Raw genomic sequence first — 23384 nt, 5'->3', positions numbered from 1 at the left:
GATATTTTATCCGGGTATTATTGACAGGATAATTTTACCCGGGTAAATATTGATCTGGTCGAATTCCCGAGGATTATCAATGCACCCGCCCGCCTCCCACATCATTGCCTTCGATGGCGACCGCCGCATCGCTTCCGGCCCGCTCCGGGAGGTCGCGGCGGCAGTCAAGGGAGCGCTCGCCCACAACCCCGACCTCGCACCGCTGATGTTCACCGTCAACACCAGCCGTCCGGTCGAAATCGATTTTCGCGGCAGCCTCGCCGATGTGCTGGCCCGGCTGCCGGACGATAGTCACGACGGCGCGGGCGCGGCCCCGGAAGAAGCACCGCCGATGCGCGGACCGGGACGTCCGAAGCTCGGCGTGGTCGCGCGGGAAATCACGCTGCTGCCGCGGCACTGGGAATGGCTCGGCGCGCAGTCCGGCGGCGCATCGGTTGCGATCCGCAAACTGGTCGACGACGCACGCAAGGCGACGTTCGACAAGGATCGCGTGCGTCAGGCGCAGGAATCGGCCTATCGTTTCATGGCGGCGATGGCCGGCAACAAGCCGCACTATGAAGACGCATTGCGCGCGCTCTATGCCGGCGACGCCTCGCGCTTCGGTTCGCTGATCGCATCGTTGCCCGCTGACATCCGCGATCACAGCGCACGTCTGGCCGAATTGGCGCTCGGCAGCCCGCGGTCAACCGCGACCTGATCGATACGCCGCACCGAGCAATCCCGGATATCGGAACGAGCCCGCAGTGATCGTGGGCTCGTTTTGCCGCGCGCTCACTATAGCCGATAAAGATCTGCCTCAATTCCAAAATGATATCTTGATCCTCCACCAATCACCAAGACCTTAGTTGCTGAAAGAGCTATCTTATTTGATTTTCTGCTCATCTGCCGATTTCGCTCAAAGTTCTCTCACGTTGACAGTTCTAAAATAGAACTTTATTGCTGACCCTCATCGAGACCAAAAAACTAATGAGGGAGACACGTCGATGCTCAGGAAATCCGCTTTGGCGGCGCTGCTCGCTACCGCGCTTTGCGCACCCGCTTTGGCCGGCAATGCGCCGGGCGTCACCGCGACCGAGATCAAGGTCGGCGCGATCTTCCCCTTCAGCGGCCCGGCCTCGGCGCTGGGCAATGTCGGCAAGGCGCTGATCGCCTATGTCAACCTGATCAACGACAAGGGCGGTGTGAACGGCCGCAAGATCGACCTCATCACGGCCGACGACGCCTACAGCCCGCCGAAGACTGTCGAGCACGCTCGCCGTCTCGTTGAATCTGACGAAGTCGCTTTCATGTTCTCGACGCTGGGCACGCCGGGCAATCTGGCGATCGCGAAATATCTCGCCGCCAAGAAGGTCCCGCAGACCTTCATCGTCACCGGCGCGGCGCGCTTCACCGACGCCAAGACCTATCCGCTGATCACCACGGCGCTGCCGAGCTACGACACCGAGTCGAAAGCCTATGCGCGCTACATCGCCAAGGACTTTCCTGACGCAAAGATTGCGATCCTCTACCAGAATGACGATCTCGGCCGCGATTTCGTCGCGGGCTTCAAGTCGGAATACAATGACGCCTTCGACAAGAAGGTGGTGACCTCAAGTTACGAGGTCAGCCAGCCGACCATCGACTCGCAAGTGATGTCGCTGAAGAGCACGGGAGCTTCGGTGCTGCTGTTTGCCGGCACGCCGAAATTCGCGGCGCAGGCGATCCGCAAGACTCATGAATCCGGCTGGAAACCGCTGTTCATCACCAATCTGGTGTCGAGCTCGATCTCGTCGGTGCTGACGCCGGCCGGTCTCGATATCTCCAAGGGCGTGGTGACCGCAACCTATCGCAAGGACGTCGACGATCCGCGCTGGGCGGATGACGCCGGCGTCAAGCAGTACAAGGCGTTCATGGAGAAATACATGCCGGGCGCCGATATATCCGAGAGCAACTACTTCACCGGCATGCATCAGGGCGTCGTTCTCGAAGCCCTGCTGAAACAATGCGGCAACGACCTGTCGCGCGAAAACATCGCCAGGCAGGCCCGCAACATCAAGGGGCTGGCGTTGCCGCTGTCACTGCCCGGCATCGTCATGAACACCAGCGCCACCAACAACAAGGTCTATACCCAGCTCAGCCTGCAGCGCTGGAACGGCAAGGCCTGGGACCTCTTCGGCGGCATCATCAACGACGACTCCGAATAACGAGAGCCTGTGACGTGGCCGGCGCAATCGCGATTGATGTTGCCGGCCATGCGGCCATAATCGAGTTCACCCAAGGAGAACGACCGTGACCAAGCGCAATGCAACGGCCGCCGTGATCGGCGCCGGCGACTTCATCGGCGGCGAGATCGCCAAGAAGTTCGCCTCCGAAGGCTTCACGATTTTCGCGGGCCGCCGCAACGGCGACAAGCTAGCACCGCTAGTGAAAGAGATCGAAGCGGCCGGCGGCGAAATTCACGCCCGCTCGCTCGATGCGCGCAAGGAAGATGAAATCGTGTCGTTCCTCAACGACGCCGACAAGCACGCGCCGCTCGAAGTCTGCATCTTCAACATCGGTGCCAACGTCAATTTCCCGATCCTCGACACCACCGAGCGCGTTTTCCGCAAGGTCTGGGAGATGGCCTGCTACTCCGGCTTTCTTGCCGGGCGCGAAGCGGCGCGCCTGATGGTGCCGCGCGGCCAGGGCAACATCTTCTTCACCGGCGCGACCGCCAGCCTGCGCGGCGGCTCCGGTTATGCGGCGTTCGCCAGCGCCAAATTCGGACTGCGCGCGGTGGCGCAATCGATCGCTCGTGAACTCGGCCCCAAGAACATCCACGTCGCCCATCTTGTGATCGATTCCGGCGTCGATACCGAATGGGTGCGACAGCGCCGTATCGAGGCTCTGGGGCCCGATGCGCTCAACAATCCCGACCTCTTGATGCCGCCGTCGTCGGTTGCCGAATCCTACTGGCAGCTTTACCGGCAGCCGCGCAGCGCCTGGACTTTCGAGATGGAGATTCGCCCGTTCGGCGAAAAGTGGTAGAATAGATCGATCCTGCCTTTTCTCCCTGCTCATTCATTCAAAACACTCGGCAAGAAGTGGAGCTGTCATGCGAATTCTGGTGATCGGCGCCGGCGCGACCGGCGGTTATTTCGGCGGCCGGATGTTGCAGGCCGGAGGTGACGTCACCTTTCTGGTCCGCGAAAAACGCGCGGCGTTGCTGGCCCGGCAAGGTCTCATCATCAAGAGCCCGCTCGGCGATGTCACGCTGCCCAATCCGCCCACCGTTACCGCCGGACACATCAAGGCGCCCTACAACGTCATCCTGCTGAGTTGCAAGGCCTACGATCTCGACGATGCGATCGCATCGTTCGCGCCGGCGGTTGGCCCCGACACCGTAATCATCCCGGTGCTCAACGGCATGACGCATCTCGATGTGCTGGACGCGAAGTTCGGCAAGGCCCGCGTGATGGGCGGACAATGCGCCATCGCCGCGCAGCTCGACGACAAAGGCGTGATCCACCACTTCATTCCGATGCTGTCGCTGTCGTTCGGCGAACGTGACGGCGGGATCAGCGACCGCGCGCGGGCGATTGCGGCCGCTCTCAAAGGCGAGGCCTTCGAGGCCACCGCCAGCGACACCATCATGCAGGAGATGTGGGAGAAATGGATCTTTCTCGCCACGCTCGCCGGCGCGACCTGCATGATGCGGGCGCCGGTCGGCAAGATCGTCAGCTCACCCGGCGGCGAAGCGTTTATTCGCGGCGTGCGCGATGAAATCGCGTCCATCGCGAAAGCGGCGGGTCATGAACCCCGCCCGGCCCTTATCGCGCGCACCGAAGCGATGCTGTTCGACAAGAACTCAACCCTCACCGCGTCGATGCTGCGCGACATCCAGGGAAATTCGCGCATCGAGGCCGATCACATCGTCGGCGACCTGATCGTCCGCGCCGAAGCGGCCAGGCCCGCGCTCGACGTGCCGCTGCTGCGCGTCATTTACACGCACCTGAAAACCTACGAAGCCCAGCGCGGCTGACCGTCACCCCATCCGGCCGGAGGAGCGACAAAGGCCGCCCAAGGGCGGCCTTTCGTTCATCACATCACGCTTTTCAGCAAGTTTTTAGATCGCCAAGAAATTTCTGGAGCGGGCGAAGGGATTCGAACCCTCGACCCCGACCTTGGCAAGGTCGTGCTCTACCCCTGAGCTACACCCGCATCGCAGAGAATTGTGGCGCGTCATCCGCGCCGCCGGGCAAACCTATGCCAAAAGCGGCGGTGCATTGCAACAGCCAGACTCCTGACGGGACCGTCTATTTTCGGCACCCTAGCCCATAAATCCGGTGTTCCGAGCAAAATTCGCCCCGATTGCCACGGATTGAAAATCCGGCGCCCCGCCGCCACTTATCCTGCTGGCTGTGCTAGAACCACGGCCATTCAGCAAAATGGCTGGCAGGCGAGGGATCACGTGACAATTATTGACCAGGGCAACGGAGCCGCGGCGGGCGCATCGCCGGATCTGATCAAGGACACCACCACACAAACTTTCGTGCAGGATGTCATTGAGGAATCGAAGCACCAGCCGGTCCTGATCGACTTCTGGGCGCCATGGTGCGGCCCGTGCAAGCAGCTAACCCCGATTCTGGAAAAGGCGGTTCGCGCCGCCAAGGGCCGGGTGAAACTTGTCAAAATGAACATCGACGAGCATCCCGCGATCCCCGGCCAGATGGGAATCCAGTCAATCCCGGCGGTGATTGCCTTCGTCAACGGCCAGCCGGCCGACGGTTTCATGGGCGCGGTTCCGGAAAGCCAGATCGCTGCCTTCATCGACAAGCTGACCCAGGGCATGCCTGCCATGGACGGATCGGCCGATCTTCTGGCCGAGGCCGAAGCGGCGCTGAACGAAGGCGATGCCGCGACCGCCGCCTCGCTCTATGCGCAGGCGCTGAGCGAGGATTCCTCCAGCATTCCGGCGATCGCCGGTCTTGCGCGCTGTTATGTCGTCACCGGCGCGCTCGATCAGGCCAAACAGACGCTCGGCATGGTTCCGGAATCGAAGCGCAGCGACGCGGCGATTTCGGCAGTGCAGACCATGCTCGATCTCGCCGAGCAGGCGCAGGCTGTCGGCCCGGTCTCCGAACTTGAGCAGAAGGTCGCCGCCAATCCGCTCGATCATCAGGCGCGCTTCGATCTCGCCACCGCGCTCAACGCCGGCCACAAGCGCGCCGAAGCAGCGGATCATCTGCTTGAGATTGTCAGGCGCGACCGCAAGTGGAACGACGATGCCGCGCGCAAGCAGCTCCTCCAGTTTTTCGAAGCATGGGGCGGCGATGACGACGCAACCGTCGATGCCCGAAAGCGTTTGTCCACCATCCTGTTTTCGTGAGCATCGAAGCGGGACACGTGAGGGTGCGGATGCCGATCAATTCCGAATACCGCGGACCCGGCGATCTTCCCGAGATCATCCCGGTATTTCCCCTGCCCGGTGCCCTGCTGCTGCCGCGCGGGCAGATGCCGCTGAATATCTTCGAGCCGCGCTATCTGGAAATGATCGACGACTCGCTGCGTGACGGTCATCGCATGATCGGCATGATCCAGCCCGACACCGCGCATTCGCGCAGCGAAGCGGTGCCGTCCTTGTTCAAGGTCGGCTGCGTCGGCCGGATCACGCAGTTCGCGGAAACCGGCGACGGGCGCTACATTCTCGAACTGACCGGCATCGCCCGCTTCAAAGTCGTGGAAGAACTTTCGGTGCTGACGCCCTATCGCCAGTGCAAGGTCGATTTCTTTCCCTTCGTCGACGATTTCGTCGCGCGAAAGGGTGAGGACGATGTCGACCGCGACGCTGTGCTCCATGCGCTGACGCGCTTTCTCAAGGCCAACCAGCTCAAGGTGGACTGGGACGGCATCAACAGCGCGCCCAATGAAGCACTTGTCAACGCGCTGGCGATGATGTCGCCCTACGGCACCGCGGAGAAGCAGGCGCTTCTGGAAGCGCCGGACCTGAAAACCCGCGCCGAAATCCTGATCGCGGTCACCGAGATGGATCTCGCCAAGAAGAAAACGTCCGGCGACCCGCCGCTGCAGTGACCTGCATCACCGCCGGTCGCGGCCGCTGCCATCTGTTTTTCCGACGCAATTTGTTGCACAGTAGCGTAATCATCTGCGTTCACAAGGATACGGCCGGATATGACCATGACGCCTCCCGAACGGCCCGAAGCGGCCGTCGACCCGAAGCTTCTTGAAATTCTGGTCTGTCCGCAAACCAAAGGTCCACTGGAGTTCGACAGCGTGCGGCAGGAGCTGATCTCGCGCTCGGCCAAGCTCGCTTATCCGATCCGCGACGGCATTCCGATCATGCTGCCGGAAGAAGCGCGCCCCATCGAGTGATCGTATCGCGCGCAGCCCTTGCCTCATCCTGAGGAGCACGCTCTTGCGTGCGTCTCGAAGGGTGAGGCGCATGATCTAATTCCAGCGCCCATGGTTCGAGACGGCGCTGACGCGCCTCCTCACCATGAGGCTATGTGATCGTTGAAGACTACAGCGCTTCGCCCTTGAGCAATCGCGGCACTTCGCCGGACAGACCCGCGGCCTGGCGGATGAACGCGCTTTTCAGCGGCGGCAGCCGATCGACCACGCCGAGACCGATGTCGCGCACGGTGCGGAGCAGGGTCGAGTGGTTCGAGAACAGGAAGTTGAGCGAGTTGGTGGCGACACCCATCGCCATGGTGTCGAACCGCCGCCAGCGCTGATAGCGCTCCAGCACATCGGCTTGCCCCGGATCGATGCCGATACGCGCGGCGTCGACAACGACTTCGGCCAGCGCCGCGATGTCCTTGAGGCCCATGTTGAGGCCCTGGCCTGCAATCGGATGAATGACGTGCGCGGCATCGCCGACCAGCGCGAGGCGTTCGGCAATGAAGGAGCGCGCGACGAAATAGCCGAGCGGAAACGCGCGCGGCTTGTCCAGCGCCGCGATCTCACCGAGATGCAGACCGAAACGTGTTTCCAGTTCAGCTTTGAATTCATCCTCCGGCAGCGCAACGATGCGCGCGGCGTCGCTGCGTTTCTCGGTCCACACCAGCGACGAGCGGTTGCCTTTCAGCGGCAGGATCGCGAACGGACCGGCGGGCAGGAAATGCTCTTCGGCGCGGCCCTGATGATCGCGCTCATGCCCGACAGTGACGACGATGCCGGACTGGTCATAGTCCCAGCCGTTGGTCAGGATGCCGGCGCGCTCGCGCAGCCGCGACCGCGCGCCGTCGGCGGCCACCAGCAGGCTCGCCTCGACGACATTGCCGTCGCTGAACGTCACCTTGATCCCGTCGGGACGTGACTCATAGTCCGACACCGCAACCGCGCGCAGTTCGACGCCGTCCTGCTCGGCGCGCTGCGCCAGTGCATCGATCAGATGGCGGTTCTCGACCATGTGCGCGAACGGCTCGCCCGGCGCAACATCCCCGGAGAAGGTGAGAAAGGTCGGCCGCACCGCATCTTCAAGGCGACTGTCGGTCACGACCATATCGAGGATCGGTTGCGAGCCTTCGGCCACCGCATCCCACACCCCGATGGTCTCGAACAACCTCCGACACGCTGCGACAATGGCTGAGGCGCGCGGGTCCCGGCTCGGACGCGTCGCCAGCGCCGGATCGGCGACGATCACCGGCGCGTCGGGCCCGAGGCCCTGACGCAGCGCCAGGGCCAGCGCCAGACCGGCGAAAGCGCCGCCCGCGATCACGATAGCTCGTTGTGCCGCCATGGTTTCCCGTTACCTGATCCGATTTCGCATCAGCGCCCTTGCCTCGCACCGGGCTTTAAGTGAAATACGCGGGAGCCGGGCGCGGTTCCTGCACCGGCGCCTTCTAGCAGAGTTGGGCTGCCGCGGAAACCGTGCCTCCTGTCGCGATCGTGGCACTCACTTCGAGACTTCAGCGAGACCATTTGATGTCGAAAAGCCTGATCGACCTGATTTCCATTCTCGACATCGAGCCGCTCGAGGAGAACCTGTTCCGCGGCCTCAGCCCGAAGACGCGATGGCAACGGGTGTTCGGCGGGCAGGTGATCGGACAGGCGCTCGTGGCCTCATGCCGCACCGTCGAAGGACGGATGCCGCATTCGCTGCATTGCTATTTCATCCTGCCGGGCGATCCGCAAATTCCGATCATCTATCAGGTCGAGCGGCTGCGCGACGGCAAGAGCTATTCGACCCGCCGCGTCACCGCCATCCAGCACGGCCAGGCGATCTTCTCGATGATGGTGTCGTTCCATGTCGACGAGCAAGGCTCGCTCGATCATCAGGACAAGATGCCCGACGTGCCGCCGCCGGAAAAACTCACGGCGGAAGCGCTGTCGAAGGAATCCTTCGGACAGATGCCGGAATTCATCCGCCGCTATTACGAGTCCGATCGTCCGATCGAATTGCGGCCGGTCGAATACAAGCGCTACTTCGGCGAGAAGATTCCGGACGGAAAGATCAATCTCTGGGTCCGCACCGCCGCGAAATTGCCGGACGATCCGGCGCTGCACCTGTGCGCGCTCGCTTACGCCTCCGACTTCTCGCTGCTCGACGCGGTGATGGCGCGCTACGGCCGCACCCTGTTCGACAGCCGGGTGATGCCGGCGAGCCTCGACCACGCGATGTGGTTTCACCGCCCGTTCCGCGCCGACGAATGGCTTCTCTACAGCCAGGACAGCCCGAACGCCCGCAACGGACGCGGCCTGACCCGCGGCCTGATCTTCAAGCCGGACGGCACGCTGGTGGCATCCGTAGCTCAGGAAGGCTCGGTCCGCGAACGGCGCGAGACCCCGGACAAGGCCTAGAATTCTAGAATTGAAGCTAAAGGCCCGACACCCCGAAGGTCCGCCGATCGCTCGCAATGACGACTGTTGCCGAATCTCCCGGCCCGCTGCATTTATCGCAAGCAACGAACCTGCCTGACCGTTGTGCGCCTTGCCAAGTTGATCGGCACAGGTAGAAGTGTGACCCGTGTGCCGGCCGGTCGCCGGTGTCCGCACCAGGGGCCGCGCCATGAAACTCGTCACTGCGATCATCAAACCCTTCAAGCTCGACGAGGTCCGGGTCGCACTCACCGCGATCGGCGTTCATGGCATGACCGTCACCGAGGTCAAGGGCTACGGCCGCCAGAAGGGCCACACCGAAATCTATCGCGGCGCCGAGTATGTCGTGAATTTCCTGCCCAAGCTGCGGATTGAAATCGCGGTCTCGTCGGAATTGGCCGACCAAGCCGTGCAGGTCATCACCGCCGGCGCGCGCACCGGACAAATCGGCGACGGCAAGGTGTTCGTGACGCCGATCGAAAGCGCGGTGCGCATCCGCACCGGAGAGACCGACAGCGACGCGCTCTGATTTCATGATTTCAACGGTGCATCCAAGACACCGGGTTTTTCAGACAGGAATTACGGGCCGGGGGACACCATGATGACCAAACTGCCGCGACGCGCCGCCAGCAAAACAGCTGCGGCCGCACTCACCGCGATCTTCGCCCTGACATTCGCCGCATCGGCCTTCGCGCAGACTGCGGCTCCGCCCGCGCCCTCCACAATCGATCCCGCCGACACCGCATGGATGATCGTCGCCACCGCTTTCGTGCTGATGATGACGGTCCCCGGCCTCGCGCTGTTTTACGCGGGCATGGTGCGCAAGAAGAACGTGCTGGCGACGATGGCGCAAAGCCTCGCGGCGGTGGCGATGATTTCGATCCTGTGGGTCGTCTACGGTTACAGCCTGGTGTTCACCGGCGACGGCGCGGCGATCGGCACGCTTGAGCGCGTCATGCTATCCGGCATGACCATGACCGGCGTCAACGCAGCGGCGAAAACGATTCCTGAAGCGCTGTTCGTGCTCTACCAGATGACCTTCGGCGTGATTACGGTGGCGCTGATCGCGGGCTCGGTCGCCGACCGGATGCGGTTTTCATCCTACATGTTGTTCTGCGCCGGCTGGTTCACGCTGGTCTATGTGCCGCTAGCGCACTGGGTCTGGGGCGGCGGCTTTCTCGGCCAGGCCGGCGTGCTCGATTTCGCCGGCGGCCTCGTGGTCCATCTCAGCGCCGGCACCGCGGGCCTCGTCGCCTGTCTGATGATGGGCAGCCGCCGCGGTTACGGTTCGGAAAATCTCGCGCCCTACGATTTGTCGCTGGCGGTGATCGGCACCGGCCTGTTGTGGGTCGGCTGGTTCGGCTTCAACGGCGGCTCGGCGCTGCAAGCCAATTCGCGCGCGGTGATGGCGATCATGTCGACGCATCTGGCCGCCTGCGCCGGTGCGCTGATCTGGAGCGCGCTGGAATGGGTAACACGCCGCAAGCCGTCGGTGCTTGGCATGGTTTCGGGCGCAGTGGCCGGCCTCGGCACCATCACGCCGGCATCGGGTTTCGTATCGCCGGGTGCGGGCATCGTGATCGGCCTGGTCGCCGGTGCGGTGTGCTTCTGGGCCTGCACCAGCCTCAAGCATCGTTTCAAATACGATGACACCCTCGACGTGTTCGGCATCCACGGCATCGGCGGATTGATCGGCACGCTGTTCGTCGGCGTCTTCGCCTCAAGCGCGATCGGCGGTGTCTCGGGCCTGCTGGAAGGCAATCCGCGCCAGCTGCTGCTGCAGTTTTACGGAGTCGCGGTGACGCTGGTCTGGACGGCGGGCGTGACCTTCGTCCTGCTCAAGGCGATCGACCTCATGGTCAAGATCCGGGTCTCGCGCGAGAGCGAGGTCGAGGGTCTCGACATCACCCAGCACGGCGAAGCGCTCCAGTAACCGGACGACACCGTTCCAGCTGCCGTCTGCCTGCGTGCTGGGCAGGATTTTGGCGATTGTCTGTCGTGCCTATGTTGTGGGCATCCCTGTCGTCATTTTAGGCGACCCCATCAGGCCCCCTCGCGCCTGCGGTCCCGCGACGCCAAAAACCCTCGGATTCATAATCCGTTAGCAAATTCCGCCGCTCTGGCACGGCATTTGAATTCCTTCATTCCCGGATGTGTCCGCGTCGTGGTCGTTCTTCGCGTGGTGACCATCAGTCGAGATTGCCCGGCCGCTCGGCCCGGGCTCAAGCGGGGAATGAACCGATGAAAATCGTTATGGCGATCATCAAGCCATTCAAGCTGGAAGAAGTCCGCGATGCCCTGACCGCCATCGGCGTTCACGGCCTCACGGTGACGGAGGTCAAGGGCTACGGCCGACAGAAGGGCCACACCGAAATCTACCGCGGCGCTGAATACGCGGTGAGCTTTCTGCCCAAGATCAAGATCGAGGTCGCTGTCGCGACCAGCCATGTCGATCAGACCATCGAAGCCATCGCCAGCACAGCCAAGACCGGCCAGATCGGCGACGGCAAGATTTTTGTGATCGCACTCGAGCAAGCGATTCGCATCCGCACCGGCGAAGCCGACGACGCGGCGCTCTGATCTCGCGCTCACCTCATTTCAATCAGGAGTACAAACAAATGACGTTCAAGCGTCCCACCTGCGCGGGATTGGCGGCTCTCACTGTCGGCCTGTTCGCCGCAACCGCGGCCTACGCCGCGCCAACCGTCAACAAGGGCGACAGCGCCTGGATGATGACATCGACAATCCTCGTATTGCTGATGACTATCCCGGGCCTCGCGCTGTTCTATGGCGGCCTCGTCCGCTCCAAGAACATGCTCTCGGTGCTCGCGCAGGTGTTCTACACCGTGTGTATCGTCTGCATCATCTGGGCGATCTACGGCTACAGCCTCGCCTTCACCGGCGGCTCGGCCTATATCGGCGGCTTCTCGAAGGCGTTCATGTCGGGCATCACCACCGACTCGATGGCGGCAACATTCACGGCCGACGTCAACATCCCCGAGATGATCTACTTCTGCTTCCAGATGACGTTCGCGGCGATCACGCCGGCGCTGATCGTCGGCGCGTTTGCCGAACGCATGAAGTTCGCGGCCGTCGCGCTGTTCGTGCCGCTGTGGGTGACGCTGATCTACTTCCCGATGGCGCACATGGTCTGGTACTGGGCCGGACCGGACGCGATCACCGAAGCAGCCAAGGCTCTCGCCGCGGCGGCACCGGATGCAAAGGCTGCGGCACAGGCGAAACTCGATGAGGTGATGGCCGATGGCGGCCAGATCTTCCTGTGGGGCGCGCTCGACTTCGCAGGCGGCACCGTGGTGCACATCAACGCCGGCATCGCCGGTCTGGTCGGCGCGCTGCTGGTCGGCAAGCGCATCGGCTACGGCAGGGAGTTGATGGCACCGCACTCGCTGACCATGACCATGATCGGCGCATCGCTGCTCTGGGTCGGCTGGTTCGGCTTCAACGCCGGATCGAATCTCGAAGCCTCCGGCGGCGCGGCGCTTGCGATGACCAACTCGTTCCTCGCCACCGCCGCCGCGGCGCTGGCATGGATGTTCGCTGAATGGGTCATCAAGGGTCACCCCTCGCTGCTCGGCGCATTGTCAGGCGCGGTCGCCGGTCTGGTCGCGGTCACACCGGCCGCCGGCTTCTCCGGCCCGATGGGTGCGATCGTGCTCGGCCTCGTCGCCGGTCTGGTCTGCCTGTTCGCCTGCACCGTGCTGAAGAACGCGCTCGGTTATGACGACGCGCTCGACGTGTTCGGCGTTCACTGCATCGGCGGCATCATCGGCGCACTCGGCACCGGCATCCTCGTCAATCCGGCGCTCGGCGGCACCGGCGTGATGGACTACGTCGCCGGCAAGATCGCCGACTACGATTTCGTCACCCAGATGACCGCGCAGTGCAAGGCGGTGCTGACCACGCTGGTGCTCTCCGGCATCGGCTCGGCGATCCTCTACAAGATCGTCGATGTCATCGTCGGACTGCGGCCCACCGCCGAAGTCGAGCGCGAAGGCCTCGACGTCACCGAGCACACCGAGCGCGCCTACAACATGTGAGCGCACTAAAAAACTCTGACAACGGACGGGGCACAAACCCGGCAATGCCCCGGCCGTCGGAGGGCTCCAGCGCAAGCTGGGGCCCTTCACTTTTTGAGGGGTCTCAACGGGCTGAAATCGCGTACAAATGGCGATGGTTAATCGCGTCTTAACCTCGCCGTACCTATGGTGACACGATCTAATTTCCGCGCGATCCGAAGGGTCGCGACCGTCGAGAGTGCTGGCACGTCAAGCATGGCCATGACCGCTTCTTCCCGTATCGCACCGGCCACTGGACTCCAGGACGGCGAGCGGTCCCCCTTTGCCCGGCTGACCGAGCTGCTGGCTCCCTATCAGCCCGGTAAGCCATTGATAAATCTATCACTTGGCGAGCCGCAACACCCGGTTCCGGCGTTTGTCGGGCCGGTCCTGGCGGCACATATCAACGAGTTTGGCCGCTATCCGATCTCCAAGGGCATCGAGCCGTTCCGCCGTTCGGCGTCGAACTGGCTGGCGCGGCGCTACCGCCTGCCCCGCGCGCTCGACCCCGAAACCGAAATTCTGGTGCTCAACGGCAGCCGCGAGGGTCTTTTTTTCGCGGCCATCGCGGCCTCGCGCCATGTCGCGCCGCGCAAGGGTCCGCCCGCGATCCTGCTGCCCAATCCGTTCTATCCGGCCTATGCCGCCGGCGCCCGCGCCGCCGGATGCGAACCGGTGTTCCTGCCGACCACGCGCGACAACGGGTTCCTGCCCGATCTCGATGCGCTCGGCGACGATCTCCTCGCGCGCACGGTGGCGTTCTATATCGCCTCGCCCGCCAACCCGCAGGGCTCGGTGGCCTCAAACGCCTATTTCGCGCGGATCAAGCAACTCGCGGATCGCCACGGCTTCATCGTACTGAGCGATGAGTGCTATTCGGAAATCTACACACGGACCGCGCCGGGCAGCATCCTTGAGAATGCCGGTCCCGACTTCACCAACGTCGTCGCGTTCCAGTCGCTGTCGAAACGCTCGAACCTGCCGGGCATGCGGGTCGGCTTCGTCGCCGGCGACAAAAGTTTTCTCGCGCGCTTTCATGAACTGCGCAACGTCGCTGCGCCGCAGGTGCCGATGCCGCTGCAGCACGTCGCGATCGCGGCCTATGACGACGAGACCCATGTCGATGAGAACCGGCGGCTTTACAAGATCAAGTTCGATCTTGCCGACCAGATTCTCGGCAATCGCTTCGGCTATCAGCGCCCGGACGGCGGCTTCTGCCTGTGGCTCGACGTTTCCGCCTGCGGCGGCGACGAGCAGGCCGCGGTGAATCTGTTCAAGGACGGCGGCGTGCGAGTGCTGCCGGGAAGTTATCTGGCGCGCGTGCAGCCGGGCGCGGACAATCCCGGCGCCGGCTACATTCGCGTGGCGCTGGTGCAGGACAGCGAGACAACAGCCGAGGCATTGCACCGCATGGTTCAGGTCTTGAGTGAGCAGCGGAGCTGACCGAATGCCAGCGATCGAGCGCGTCATTCCCCTTGTCGGACAATTGTCCGATCCCATTCGCGAGATGCTGACGCGACGGCTGCGCGAACTCGCTGGGCTCGGCGTGCTGTCGCTGTCGGGCGTCGCCGCAGCCGCGCTGATGACTTGGTCGGTGCAGGATCCCAGCCTGAGCCACGCGACATCGGGCAAGATCAGAAACCTGATCGGCTGGCCGGGCGCGATCGGCTCCGATCTTCTGATGCAGATTCTCGGCCTCGGCGCGATCATGCTGATCCTGCCGGTGGCGGTGTGGGGCTGGCGTCTTTTGACTCACCGTCATTTCGATCGCGAAGCGATGCGGATCGCCTGCTGGGTGCTGTGCGCCGCGATCGCCTCGGGCTTCGCAAGCTGCTGGCCGCATGGCGGATCGTGGCCGCTGCCGACCGGCCTCGGCGGCGTCGTCGGCGATGCCATCGTGCGTGTGCCTGCAGTCGTGTTCGGCCCGCCGGGCATCATCTACCGGATCGTTCTCGGGCTTATCCTTTGCGCCGCCATGATCTTCACCTTCGCGATCGCCAGCGGCGTCGGCTCACAGGAAAAGATCGCCGAGCGCGACATCGCGCAGATCGACGACGCGGATGATGATTTCACAGAGGATGACGACGACCGCCGCGCGGTGTCGCTGGGCTTCCTGGCCCACGCCGCGATGAGCGCCAAGGCCCGCCTTGGCCGGATGCTGACCGCGCTGTTCGCTCTGGCCGTCGGACGCAGTGAATCTTCACGCGCCGCAACGTTCGAGCGCACCGAGCCGACCCTCGGCAGCCGCAAGAGTCCGTCGCTGGTGCCGCAATCCGACGCCGACCTCGAGGAAGATTACGAAGAGGAAGACGACGAGGAGGAAGAAGAAGAGGCCCCCGCGCCGCGCAAGCGCGCCGCTGCCCGCACGCCGTCGCGCAAATCGTCAGGCGCCTTCGTGCTGCCGCCGCTCTCGGTGCTCGCCGCGCCGAAGGCGTCCGACCGGATGACGCTGAGCAAGGACGAACTGGAAGAAAACTCGCGCACCCTCGAGGGCGTGCTGCAGGATTTCGGCGTTCGCGGCGAAATCACCAAGGCCAACCCCGGCCCCGTCGTCACGCTGTATGAACTGGAGCCCGCGCCGGGCATCAAGTCGTCGCGCGTCATCGGTCTGGCCGACGACATCGCCCGCTCGATGAGCGCGCTGTCCGCCCGCGTTGCCGTCGTTCCCGGACGCAACGCGATCGGCATTGAACTGCCGAACGAACACCGCGAAAAAGTCTACCTGCGTGAAATGCTCGCCGCCAAGGAAGGCGCCGAATCGTCGGCCAAGCTGCCGCTCTGCCTCGGCAAGACCATCGGCGGCACGCCGGTGATCGTCGATCTCACGCGGATGCCGCATCTGTTGATCGCTGGTACCACCGGCTCCGGCAAATCGGTCGCGATCAACACCATGATCCTCAGCCTCGTCTATCGGCTGCGTCCCGATCAGTGCCGCCTGATCATGGTCGATCCCAAAATGCTCGAACTGTCGGTCTATGACGGCATCCCGCATCTGCTGACGCCGGTCGTCACCGATCCGAAGAAGGCCGTGGTCGCACTCAAGTGGGCGGTGCGCGAGATGGAGCAGCGCTACAAGAGCATGTCCAAGCTCGGCGTCCGCAACATCGACGGCTACAACGCGCGCGTCGCCGAAGCCAAGGCCAAGGGCGAGGAACTGACCCGCACCATTCATACCGGCTTCGACAAGGAAAGCGGCAAGGCGATCTACGAGGAAGAAAAGCTCGAACTCGAACCGCTGCCGTTCATCGTCATCATCGTCGACGAAATGGCCGACCTGATGATGGTCGCCGGCAAGGACATCGAAGGCACCGTACAGCGCCTCGCGCAGATGGCGCGCGCTGCCGGCCTGCACGTGATCCTCGCCACCCAGCGTCCGTCGGTCGATGTCATCACCGGCACCATCAAGGCCAACTTCCCGACCCGCATTTCCTTCCAGGTGACGTCGAAGATCGACAGCCGCACCATTCTCGGCGAGATGGGCGCGGAACAACTGCTCGGCCAGGGCGACATGCTGTACATGGCGGGCGGCGGCCGCATCAGCCGCGTCCACGGGCCTTTTGTGTCCGACGAGGAAGTCGAGAAAATCGTTCGCCATCTCAAGTCGCAGGGCCAGCCGGAATATCTCGAAGCGGTCACCGCCGAGGAAGAGACCGAAGAAGATGGCGCGGTGTTCGACTCCACCGGGATGGGCGGCGGCGAGAGCGACCTGTTCTCGCAGGCGGTTGCGATCGTCAAACGCGACCGCAAGGCTTCGACCAGCTACATCCAGCGCCGCCTTCAGATCGGCTACAATCGCGCCGCGACGCTGATGGAGCGGATGGAACAGGAAGGCATTGTCGGCCAGCCCAACCACGCCGGAAAACGTGAGATTCTGATCCCTGAGGAAGAAGAACGTTTCTGATAGAGTGCCGGAGGCGTTTTCGGCGGAGTGCAGAAGGTTTGCCTTCCGGGAGCTTTTCGGACAGTCATTTACCGTCGTCCGCGCCATTGCGCACCAGTTCAAACAGGTTGCGATACGCAGCTTAGGATACAAAAGGCTTACGACAGACAAGGCCGTGAAATCGCCATAGCTTGCGACTACCCGACCACAGAATGGATGGCGATGACCTTCGGACAATTTGAAAGCTATTTGATGCGCGCATGGAGATTTCGACGGAATGGCTCGCGTCCGGCAATCAGACTGTCCGCAGCGCTGCTGGCGACAAGTCTTCTGACGTCACCCGTTTTCGCCGAGACCGTTCCTCTTCCGAAGCCGGCGCCGAAAGCGCGGGCAGCGGTAGAACAAGCCCCCATCGACATCACGCGGCCGGCGGCTCCCGCTACGGTCCCAGTGCCGCGAACGAGCGAACCCCCGGTGCAGGCCCAGCAACAGCAATCATCGCCGGGCCTTCCCGACCTTCGCAACCTGTTTGGACTGGGTACGCCGACCCGCGCCTTTGACGACAAGCAGCGCGCCCTGGCGAGCAAGGTCAGCGCCTACCTGTCCTCGATCCAGACCATGACCGGAAATTTCGTTCAGGTCGGTCCGGACGGCAGCCGCACCACCGGCGATTTCTACATTCAGAAGCCGGGCAAGGTGCGCTTCCAGTACAACCCTCCGAGCACGATCGCCGTCGTCTCCGACGGAACGACGATGGTGGTGCGCGACCGCAAGCTCGCCACCCAGGATGTCTATCCGCTATCGCAGACGCCGCTGCGCTTTCTGCTGTCGGATCGCATCGACCTGATGCGGGACACCAATCTGGTGAACGTCAGCGCCGACGATTCGTATGTCAGCGTCACGATCGAGGAAAAGCAGCCGCTGATCGGCACCAGCCGGCTGATGCTGATGCTCGGCGCCAAGGACAACCAGCTCAAGCAGTGGACCGTCACCGACCCGCAGGGCTACGACACCACGGTCGCGGTCTCCAATCTCGATACGTCGAAGAGGATCGATCCGAATCTGTTCAAGATCGATTTCACCAACTACCAGTCTCCACCCAACAACTAGGCTGTCCGGGGTGACACGCCGCGGCGTGGACATGGCCGCCGCATCCGGGCTAAGGATTTGGCCTGCGCCGGTTGTTGTGCGGGCGCGGCCCTCCTTGTCCGGATTCCGATGCGCTTCACTGTCACCACCTGGAATATCAACTCGGTGCGCCTGCGCATCGAGCTCGTCGCCAAGTTTCTCAAGGCGGTGCGCCCCGACGTGTTGTGCCTGCAGGAAACCAAATGTCCGGACGATGCGTTTCCGCTGAAGCGGCTGAAGCGCCTCGGCTACGAGCACATCGCGCTCAACGGCCAAAAAGGTTATCACGGCGTCGCCATCGTCTCGAAGCTGCCGCTCGAGAGCAGCGATGTCCGGACCTTCTGCAACAAGCTCGATTCGCGCCACATCGCCGCGACGTTCGGCACCGGCGCCGGCCTGTCCGAGCCGCTGACGATTCACAATTTCTATGTCCCCGCCGGCGGCGACATTCCCGATCCCGATCTCAATCCGAAGTTCGCGCACAAGCTCTCGTTCCTCGACGAGATGAAGGATTGCGCGCCGCTCCATCCCAAGGCGCGCGACCGTCACATCCTTGTCGGCGACCTCAACGTCGCGCCGCATGAGGACGATGTCTGGTCGCACAAGCAGCTTTTGAAAGTGGTGTCTCACACGCCGATCGAGTGCGAGAAGCTGATCGCGGTGAGGGATCACGGGCAATGGATCGACATCGCGCGCCAGAGAATTCCGGAGCCCGAAAAAATCTACACCTGGTGGAGCTATCGCGCCGCCGACTGGACCGCCGCCAATCGCGGGCGGCGGCTCGACCACGTCTGGGTGTCGCCGGCGCTGGGCGACAGCGTTCGCGATTTCAGGATCACCCGCGATGCCCGAAGCTGGGAGCGTCCCTCGGACCACGTTCCGGTCACGGCGACGTTCGATCTCTAGATTTTGCCTTGATGCGCTTTCTTGAAGCGAGCCGGTCCCCACACCCGGGTCGAGCCCGAGTGCATGCTTCGCTCGAAAACGCTATGAAGTGGCTCAGATCAGTTTCGGCGTGAGGCGCGAAATCGCGCTGGTGGCGCTGTTGGTGCGATCGGCCAGATCGTCGCGAAGACGGCGCGCCGCTTCCGGATGACTTTCGAGCACGCGCTGAAACAGGCTGCGGGAAATACGCACCACCGATGAGCGTTCGAGCGCCGTGGCGGTGCCCGGCCGGTCCATCTGGATCAGAAGGGCGAGTTCGCCGATCAGGCAGGCCGGATCCGCGACAATGTCCGGAATGCCGTCGGCGACGATGCGAAACGAGCCCGAGCGCACGACAAATCCGCAGTCCGCGGCATCGCCGGCACGAAACAGCTGATCGCCGTATTCGAAATCGCGTTGCTCGGCTCCGATCGCCAGCACCTGAATGGCGGACATGCCCAACAGGTTCAACGTTGGAACCCGCGAAAGCAGGGCAATATCGTCCTCAATCGACATGAAATGCCGCGCTGACCCGTGTTCTGTGCCGACTCATGGGACGAGTTTGTAGCCGCCCGATTCGGTGACCAGGATTTCCGGACAGGCTGCGTCCTTCTCGATCTTCTGGCGCAGCCGATAGATATGGGTTTCCAGCGTATGTGTGGTCACGCCGGAATTATAACCCCAGACTTCCTGCAAAAGAGTTTCGCGCGTCACCGGCTGCTGGCCGGCGCGATACAGAAAGCGCAGAATCGCGGTTTCCTTTTCCGTGAGGCGAACCTTCTTGGCGTTGGCGCCGGTCAGCATCTTTGAACCGGGCCGGAAGCTGTAGGGGCCGACCGAGAACACCGCGTCTTCACTGGCTTCATGCTGACGCAGCTGCGCGCGAATCCGCGCCAGCAGCACCGCGAACCGGAACGGCTTGGCGACGTAATCATTGGCGCCCGATTCGAGGCCGAGAATGGTATCCGAGTCAGTATCGTGGCCGGTCAGCATGATGATCGGTGCCTTGAAGCCGCCCTTGCGCAGGCTGCGCACGACTTCGCGGCCATCGGTGTCGGGCAGACCGACGTCCATCAACACCAGATCGGGTGAGTGGGTTTTGGCGGCGTGGGCGCCCTTGGCGCCGGTATCGGCAGCGGAGGCTTCGAACTCCTCATGGAGAGACAATTGCTCCATCAGGGCCTCGCGCAGATCGTTATCGTCATCCACGATCAGGATCTTGCGAGCGTTGGCCATTGTGTCCAATCCTTTGACAACCGTTTACGGCGATTATTCGGACAAACTGCCGAAAGAATATTGCCGGAATAGAGCATTTGCGGCGAAAAGCGCAAGGTGGGGTCTTCAGAGAGCATGGGAAGCGCCGTTTTTCCAATAACTTACCGCACAAGCTTCCGTGATCGGCCGCTTTCCACGATCCGGATTCGTGCTGCGCCGGGCAACCCCCGGCGCGGTTGGCTGGTCGCCGGCCACCAGATGATTCCGGTCGCGCTGGGGCGGGGCGGAATCACGACCAACAAGCGCGAGGGCGACGGTGGGACGCCGCGAGGCATCTTTCGACCTCTCCGCCTGTGGTGGCGCGCCGACCGCCATCCCAGGCCACCCAGCTTCCTGCCGATTCGCGCCATCACGCCCGCAGATGCCTGGTGCGAAAACCCCGGCGACCGGCATTACAACCAGCCGATTCGCCTGACGCAGGATACGCCCGGCGATCGCCTGACGCGCGCCGACCATCTCTATGATTTCATCATCGAGATCGATCACAACACCCGGCCGCGCATCGCCGGTCGCGGCAGCGCCGTCTTCCTTCATCTGGCGCGCGACAATTTCGCGCCGACCGCCGGATGTGTCGGCATGACGAGATCCGCAATGCTGCAACTTCTCGCGCGCATCGGACCGCAAACGCGAATCGTGATCGGGTGAAACCGATTCGATGACCTTCATGGTGAGGAGGCACGTCTTACGCGCCGTCTCGAACCATGAGACGCGTCGTCCTTTTATCTTCTTCCTCATCCTTCGAGACGCACGCAAGAGCGTGCTCCTCAGGATGAGGTCGCTATCGCTTTCCGAAAATCGCCGAGCCGACGCGAACATGGGTCGCGCCGAATTCGATCGCCACCGCGAAGTCGGCACTCATGCCCATCGACAACAGTTTCACCCCGTTGCGTGCGGCGATTTTCGCGGTCAGCGCGAAATGCGGTGCCGGCGCATCGTCCAGCGGCGGAATGCACATCAGGCCGGAAATCGTCAGCCCATAAGTGTCACGGCAGGCAGCGATAAAAGCGTCTGCCTCCAGCGGCGAAATGCCCGCCTTCTGCGGCTCCTCGCCGGTATTGAGCTGGACGAACAACAACGGATTGCGTTGCTGCGCCTTGATCTCCTTGGCGAGCGCCTCGCAAATGCTCGGCCGGTCGACGGAATGGATGGCATCGAACAGCGCCACCGCGTCTTTCGCCTTGTTGGATTGCAACGGGCCGATGAGATGAAGCGCAAGGCCGGGATGCGCGGCCGTCAGCGCCGGCCATTTCGCCTTGGCCTCCTGTACGCGATTTTCACCGAACACACGTTGTCCCGCAGCGATAACCGGTTCGATCGCGGCAGCTTCGAATGTCTTGGAGACCGCGATCAGTTCGACCGACGCACGCTCTCTCTTTGCGTCAGCGCAAGCCCGCACGATCTCGTTTTCCACTTCGACAAGTCCGTGTGGTGAATCGGACGTTACCAACGCGTTTTTTTCCGCTGTCATCGATCTGATTGTCGCTCAATGTTTGGGGATTGCTTGAATTTTAGCAAATCGAAGAAAGGCTTTTTGAACCCTTCTCCTTAGTGTCGCGGCGGGGTCAGGGGGATCCCGTTGCAATGTCACGTATTAGTTTCGGTCGTCACACCTTAAAACTCAAGGCGCTTCTGGGTATTCGTTCCCGGCTGATTCTGCTCGCCTTGATTCTCGTGGTTCCGCTGATGCTGGATCGCGTGCGGATTCTTGAGAACAGCCGCACCCAGCAGATCACGACCGCCGCGGCTGAATTGTCGCAGCTCGCGAACCATGCCGCCGACGCGCAACGCGAGATCATTTCCACCGTTCAGGCGGTTCTCAAGTCGTCGGCCTATATTTATGGCGCGGCGCATGAGGTCGGCCGCGGATGCGCCATCATGCGTGCGAGCCTTCGCGTCGACCTGCCGTGGATCCGCAGCCTGTCGGTGCTCGGACCTGACGGCAAAATCCAGTGCTCGACCAATCCGCAAATTGTCGGCATGGACCTCGGCGATCGCGGATATTTCAGACAGGCGCTGGAAACCCATGAGTTCGTGCTGAGCGACTACATCTTCAGCCGCGCCGCCAATCTGCCCACCATCCTGGCGGCCTATCCGACATCGGCTGTCGAAGGCGGCACGGATCGGGTCATCCTCGCGGCCATCGATCTCAAATGGCTGTCGCAACTGATGGCCCATCGTAGCGGCCGCGCCGGCATCTCGGCCTATCTCGTCGACGGTAACGGCGTGATCCTGGCCGGACAATCCGAAAACGCCGATCTCGTTGGGCAGCGGCTGAAGGAAACGTCGCTGCTCGAAGCGGTGGCGTTGCGCGAAATCAATCTCGACCGCGAATCCGGATCGATCTCGTTCATGTCGGCCGACGGCGAGAAGCAGGTGGTGAATTTCGCCCGCGTCTCGGGAACGCGCGCGCGCATGATCGTCAGCATCAAGGAGTCCACGCTGCTCGGCGACATCGACCGCGACATCCGGACCGCTTATGCCCAGCTTGCTCTGGTGGCTCTGATGGCGCTGCTCGGCGCATGGTTCGTCGGCGAGCGGCTGATCATCAATCCGATTCGAGTCCTGACCGGAATGGCGCGGCGATTCGGACAGGGTGACCTGTCGGCGCGCGCGTCGAACGCGCGTCTGCCGCGCGAGTTCAAGCCTCTCGCAAGGGCTTTCAACTACATGGCGGCGCAACTTTCCGAGCGCGAGCGCGATCTGGTCGCGACCAACGACCGCCTCACCGTGATGGCGTCGGTCGACATGGTGTCGGGCCTCGCCAACCGCCGCGGCTTCCAGAGCCGGCTCGAGTTCGAATGGCTCAAGGCCGAACAGGACGGCCGGGGATTGGCCCTGCTGATGATCGACGTCGATCATTTCAAGCTGTTCAACGATACCTACGGCCATCCCGAAGGCGACGCCTGTCTTGGCCGCGTCGGCGAGGCGCTGGCCTCGATCGCCAACGAGACGATCAGCTTCGCCGCGCGCTATGGCGGCGAGGAATTCTGCCTCATCATCCCCAACGCCGATTCCGACCAGGCGTTGCACGCCGGCGAACTGGTCCGCGCCACGGTCGAAAACCTCGGCATCGTGCATCAAGGAAGCGCTTTCCGGTCGGTGACCGTCAGCGTCGGCGTCGCGGCGGTCCGGCCGAGCGCCCTGTTGAGTCCGGACGATCTGGTCGAAGCCGCCGACGCCGCCCTTTACGCCGCAAAGCGTCGGGGCCGGAACCTGGTGGTTGAACATGCCCTGATGCGGGCCCCGACCGCGGCCATCTCGCTGGCCGGCTGAGGCTAATCAGCGCACAGGCAGGCCAAAGC

The 23384-nt window shown here is 62.9% G+C and carries 22 protein-coding genes and 1 tRNA gene; 18 read left to right on the top strand and 5 right to left on the bottom strand.

Annotated elements, in window-relative coordinates; genetic code table 11:
• The first annotated feature begins 79 nt into the window (after window positions 1-79).
• The 4 genes from ASC80_RS19060 (at window position 80) to panE (ending at window position 4000) form a co-directional block, all read left to right on the top strand.
• Window positions 80-697, top strand: coding sequence for a DUF2239 family protein (locus ASC80_RS19060; RefSeq protein ID WP_056300532.1), 618 nt, complete (start codon window positions 80-82; stop codon window positions 695-697).
• A 286-nt stretch (window positions 698-983) separates the two neighbouring features.
• Entirely contained in the window at window positions 984-2183 is a 1200-nt protein-coding gene (locus tag ASC80_RS19055) for an ABC transporter substrate-binding protein (RefSeq protein ID WP_056300530.1), read from the top strand.
• 85 nt (window positions 2184-2268) lie between these two features.
• Window positions 2269-3006, top strand: a complete 738-nt coding sequence (locus tag ASC80_RS19050; RefSeq protein ID WP_056300527.1) for an SDR family oxidoreductase — start codon at window positions 2269-2271, stop codon at window positions 3004-3006.
• 67 nt (window positions 3007-3073) lie between these two features.
• Window positions 3074-4000, top strand: a complete 927-nt coding sequence (gene panE, locus ASC80_RS19045; RefSeq protein ID WP_056300523.1) for a 2-dehydropantoate 2-reductase — start codon at window positions 3074-3076, stop codon at window positions 3998-4000.
• Window positions 4001-4104: 104 nt separating this feature from the next.
• On the opposite strand, the gene ASC80_RS19040 is transcribed toward panE, so the two are convergent.
• Window positions 4105-4179, bottom strand: a tRNA-Gly gene (locus ASC80_RS19040).
• 250 nt (window positions 4180-4429) lie between these two features.
• On the opposite strand from ASC80_RS19040, the gene trxA reads away from it, so the two are divergent.
• The 3 genes from trxA (at window position 4430) to ASC80_RS19025 (ending at window position 6351) form a co-directional block, all read left to right on the top strand.
• The gene (gene trxA, locus ASC80_RS19035; RefSeq protein WP_056300520.1) at window positions 4430-5347 is read left to right on the top strand and encodes a thioredoxin; all 918 of its coding nucleotides are present in this window, start codon (window positions 4430-4432) and stop codon (window positions 5345-5347) included.
• A 29-nt stretch (window positions 5348-5376) separates the two neighbouring features.
• Window positions 5377-6051 (top strand): LON peptidase substrate-binding domain-containing protein, encoded by a 675-nt coding sequence (locus ASC80_RS19030; RefSeq protein WP_056300518.1) that lies wholly within the window; start codon window positions 5377-5379, stop codon window positions 6049-6051.
• 105 nt (window positions 6052-6156) lie between these two features.
• Window positions 6157-6351: a Trm112 family protein gene (locus ASC80_RS19025; RefSeq protein WP_200941218.1), complete on the top strand. Its 195-nt coding sequence runs from the start codon at window positions 6157-6159 to the stop codon at window positions 6349-6351.
• A 148-nt stretch (window positions 6352-6499) separates the two neighbouring features.
• Here the strand turns inward: ASC80_RS19025 and ASC80_RS19020 are convergent, their stop codons facing one another.
• The gene (locus tag ASC80_RS19020; protein ID WP_056300515.1) at window positions 6500-7720 is read right to left on the bottom strand and encodes a ubiquinone biosynthesis hydroxylase; all 1221 of its coding nucleotides are present in this window, start codon (window positions 7718-7720) and stop codon (window positions 6500-6502) included.
• Between the two features lie 185 nt (window positions 7721-7905).
• Here ASC80_RS19020 and tesB point away from each other — a divergent pair, with 185 nt between their 5' ends.
• From tesB to ASC80_RS18975, 9 genes are all read left to right on the top strand, one after another.
• Window positions 7906-8781, top strand: a complete 876-nt coding sequence (gene tesB, locus ASC80_RS19015; RefSeq protein WP_056300512.1) for an acyl-CoA thioesterase II — start codon at window positions 7906-7908, stop codon at window positions 8779-8781.
• A gap of 208 nt (window positions 8782-8989) precedes the next feature.
• The gene (locus ASC80_RS19010; RefSeq protein ID WP_056301059.1) at window positions 8990-9328 is read left to right on the top strand and encodes a P-II family nitrogen regulator; all 339 of its coding nucleotides are present in this window, start codon (window positions 8990-8992) and stop codon (window positions 9326-9328) included.
• Window positions 9329-9400: 72 nt separating this feature from the next.
• Window positions 9401-10732: an ammonium transporter gene (locus ASC80_RS19005; RefSeq protein ID WP_056301056.1), complete on the top strand. Its 1332-nt coding sequence runs from the start codon at window positions 9401-9403 to the stop codon at window positions 10730-10732.
• A gap of 308 nt (window positions 10733-11040) precedes the next feature.
• Window positions 11041-11379: a P-II family nitrogen regulator gene (locus tag ASC80_RS19000; RefSeq protein WP_056300509.1), complete on the top strand. Its 339-nt coding sequence runs from the start codon at window positions 11041-11043 to the stop codon at window positions 11377-11379.
• Between the two features lie 38 nt (window positions 11380-11417).
• Complete coding sequence (locus ASC80_RS18995) at window positions 11418-12857, top strand: ammonium transporter (RefSeq protein WP_056300506.1); 1440 nt, start codon at window positions 11418-11420, stop codon at window positions 12855-12857.
• Window positions 12858-13091: 234 nt separating this feature from the next.
• Window positions 13092-14318 (top strand): aminotransferase class I/II-fold pyridoxal phosphate-dependent enzyme, encoded by a 1227-nt coding sequence (locus tag ASC80_RS18990; RefSeq protein ID WP_056300504.1) that lies wholly within the window; start codon window positions 13092-13094, stop codon window positions 14316-14318.
• A 4-nt stretch (window positions 14319-14322) separates the two neighbouring features.
• Window positions 14323-16776 carry a DNA translocase FtsK gene (locus ASC80_RS18985; RefSeq protein WP_056300501.1) on the top strand — a complete coding sequence of 818 codons (2454 nt, stop codon included), beginning with the start codon at window positions 14323-14325 and terminating at the stop codon, window positions 16774-16776.
• A 231-nt stretch (window positions 16777-17007) separates the two neighbouring features.
• Complete coding sequence (locus ASC80_RS18980; RefSeq protein ID WP_056301054.1) at window positions 17008-17865, top strand: outer membrane lipoprotein carrier protein LolA; 858 nt, start codon at window positions 17008-17010, stop codon at window positions 17863-17865.
• 108 nt (window positions 17866-17973) lie between these two features.
• Window positions 17974-18789: an exodeoxyribonuclease III gene (locus tag ASC80_RS18975; RefSeq protein WP_056300498.1), complete on the top strand. Its 816-nt coding sequence runs from the start codon at window positions 17974-17976 to the stop codon at window positions 18787-18789.
• A 93-nt stretch (window positions 18790-18882) separates the two neighbouring features.
• Here the strand turns inward: ASC80_RS18975 and ASC80_RS18970 are convergent, their stop codons facing one another.
• Window positions 18883-19323, bottom strand: a complete 441-nt coding sequence (locus ASC80_RS18970; RefSeq protein WP_056300495.1) for a cyclic nucleotide-binding domain-containing protein — start codon at window positions 19321-19323, stop codon at window positions 18883-18885.
• Window positions 19324-19356: 33 nt separating this feature from the next.
• A complete protein-coding gene (locus tag ASC80_RS18965) occupies window positions 19357-20043 on the bottom strand; it encodes a response regulator transcription factor (protein ID WP_056300493.1) in 687 nt (228 codons plus the stop codon).
• A 114-nt stretch (window positions 20044-20157) separates the two neighbouring features.
• Between ASC80_RS18965 and ASC80_RS18960 the strand changes: the two genes are divergently transcribed.
• Window positions 20158-20727: a L,D-transpeptidase family protein gene (locus tag ASC80_RS18960; protein ID WP_056300492.1), complete on the top strand. Its 570-nt coding sequence runs from the start codon at window positions 20158-20160 to the stop codon at window positions 20725-20727.
• Window positions 20728-20860: 133 nt separating this feature from the next.
• On the opposite strand, the gene ASC80_RS18955 is transcribed toward ASC80_RS18960, so the two are convergent.
• The gene (locus ASC80_RS18955; protein WP_056300489.1) at window positions 20861-21550 is read right to left on the bottom strand and encodes a YggS family pyridoxal phosphate-dependent enzyme; all 690 of its coding nucleotides are present in this window, start codon (window positions 21548-21550) and stop codon (window positions 20861-20863) included.
• A 113-nt stretch (window positions 21551-21663) separates the two neighbouring features.
• Here ASC80_RS18955 and ASC80_RS18950 point away from each other — a divergent pair, with 113 nt between their 5' ends.
• Window positions 21664-23355 (top strand): diguanylate cyclase domain-containing protein, encoded by a 1692-nt coding sequence (locus tag ASC80_RS18950; RefSeq protein WP_056300486.1) that lies wholly within the window; start codon window positions 21664-21666, stop codon window positions 23353-23355.
• Window positions 23356-23384: the final 29 nt, after the last annotated feature.

Origin of the sequence: Afipia sp. Root123D2 (genome assembly GCF_001425835.1) — a bacterium.
Classification (GTDB): domain Bacteria; phylum Pseudomonadota; class Alphaproteobacteria; order Rhizobiales; family Xanthobacteraceae; genus Afipia.
The sequence above is the reverse complement of the archived record's forward strand: the minus strand, read 5'-3'. Positions and strand labels throughout refer to the sequence as shown.